This window comes from Priestia sp. BR_2 (assembly GCF_041954005.1).
Lineage (GTDB): Bacteria > Bacillota > Bacilli > Paenibacillales > Paenibacillaceae > Paenibacillus_AQ > Paenibacillus_AQ lautus_A.
In genome coordinates this window covers 1-2,077 of record NZ_JAVFHM010000029.1, presented here as the reverse complement: position 1 = coordinate 2,077, position 2,077 = coordinate 1, and the positions used below count along the sequence as shown (strand labels likewise).

Genomic DNA, 2,077 nt, shown 5'->3' with positions numbered 1-2,077 from the left:
GGTTTTAATAATTATATTTTGTATTTATTTTTTTACCTGTACATTTGTACGTTTCCCGTTCTTTAATACAATTGTATAAATATCATGTGTAGGAGTACTTTTAACCGTGTAATTCTTTATTCCGTTTTTGGTATCTGTGTTAATGATAAACTTATAGTCAGCATTTTTTTGATTATTATTCGTAAACTGAAGCTGAGTAATTGGCAGTTTTTTATTAAACTCTAAAGATTGCCATCCAGCAATAGGGGAAGAAGAACCCTTATAATTTTTGATGGTGCTCATTTTCGTAAGCTGAATTAGTTCAATTTGTTTTTTATCAAGCTTACTAGTCAGAGTGAATACTCTGGCTGCAGATTTTTTTACATCTACATCTTTTCCAATATTAAATGTATCGGTGTATGTATGGTTTTTATTTGATTCCATTACATCACGCACAATAATGCTGTTGGTGCTTTTTAAATAAATAAGCGTTCTTTTTACTTTTACTCCTTTATACAGTTCATGGCTGCCAGTAACGTAGCTGTACGCTTTACTTATTTCAGACGTATTAATTTTAGATTTATTCACTTGATCTTTTGTTATAGGAAAAGACTTTTTGTCTACAGTTACAGTATTATGTGCTAAGGAACTCTTGATATATTCTCGGTAAGGATCTGTATAGCTGTAATTGTACTTTCCTGAATCCACAAAGAAACTTGTTTTTCCGTAGGTTAAAAGGAAAGATAGATCATCTGCATGCTTGTGAGTAGTGGAGTGGAAAGCAGATGTAAACAAAAGATATAAAGGTGTTTCTTTACTCCAATCATTTTTAAAAACAGCAGTTCCGCCATCTGTATATACAATGTCTTTATCAGGTTTTTTTCCTTGTTTACCATTTGTCACAACATATAGAAGTTTATCACTTGTAAGAGCCTTAGGGCTTAAAGAATAAAGGTTATAAGGTTCAGAATCTCCTAAGTTCGGTAACTGACCAGATGGATCCCCAAGGTAGGCTAAATAATCCTCCATTTTTGAAATGCCGCCTGTGAGTCTAGGTTCTTTCACATTAAATTGCTTAATAAAACCATTGATATTTTTAAATAAATTAAGAACAAGCAGGTGGTAAGCAGGACTATGCTCTTTGTGAACCCCGCTTTTTGTTACATCCTCTTCTACATGTACAAGCAAGCGATCCATACCTTTTTTATACCATTGCTGACTGTGAGACATGTTTGGAAATAGTAACGCTAATTCAATTAAAGAGCGATCTTGAAAGATGCCATGGTTACTGCCAAACGAATAATTTTTGTCGTCCATTAAAAAATCGCCGTGCTTTTCTAGCATTTTTAATACCTTATTTTCAAAGCTTTTATTATAAATAGAAGAACCTTTATATTGATCCAAAAATTGCGCCATGTTAACTACTCGGTTTGCTGTACTGTGATCTCTCCACGCAAAGCGGCTAGCTTGCTTTTGGGGAGAAGGGTTGGCATTCATCCAACTTTCTATGTACCACTGTGCTTTTTCTAAGTATTTTTGAGAATGGGTCTGTTCATAAGCAGTCGTCAAGTAGCCGACCATATCTAGACTTTGAAAATAAAAAGACCAGGTGTCATCTTTATAAGGATTTTCTTTCCATGTTAACTTACCATTAAATTTATAAGGAGCCCAGTTGCTGTTAACATAAAGCTCATTGTTTAGTAGTTTGTTGGCAATATCTACAGTTTGAGAGTTTGAACTAACTCGTTTAAACAAATTAACCTTCTTAACCGACGATGTTTCAACAGATGAACTTTTAGCATTTGACGCTGCATAAGCAGGGCTCACTGAAGCTGACATAGACGCAAGTAAAGAAGCAGCCACAGAATATGTAATCACCGAACTCTTCCAATTTCTTTTCATATAATTCTCCTTTTGATTATAAATAGTAGTCATTTATAGAGTCTAATTCTTACAGTAATCTTTCTTATTCATAAAAAGTTAAAATACAACTAATATAGTACCTTATAAATAGTTAAAAAGTAACTTTCATTTTCCTTTTTATTCAATTTAATAGTCGGTAGTTAGAAATAATAAGATCCTGAGACACTAATAAAAT

Annotated in this window: 1 protein-coding gene; it reads right to left on the bottom strand. The window is 32.9% G+C overall.

Going from position 1 to position 2,077, the window contains the following annotated elements; genetic code table 11:
- Positions 1–24 precede the first annotated feature (24 nt).
- On the bottom strand, positions 25–1,881 hold the full coding sequence (locus RB298_RS00360; RefSeq protein ID WP_486045186.1) for a heparinase II/III family protein: 1,857 nt from the start codon (positions 1,879–1,881) through the stop codon (positions 25–27).
- Between the last annotated feature and the right edge of the window lie 196 nt (positions 1,882–2,077).

Coding starts and splice junctions, on each gene's coding strand:
- RB298_RS00360 (WP_486045186.1), bottom strand. CDS start 1,881: ATGAAAAGAAATTGGAAGAGTTCGGTGATTACATATTCTGTGGCTGCT.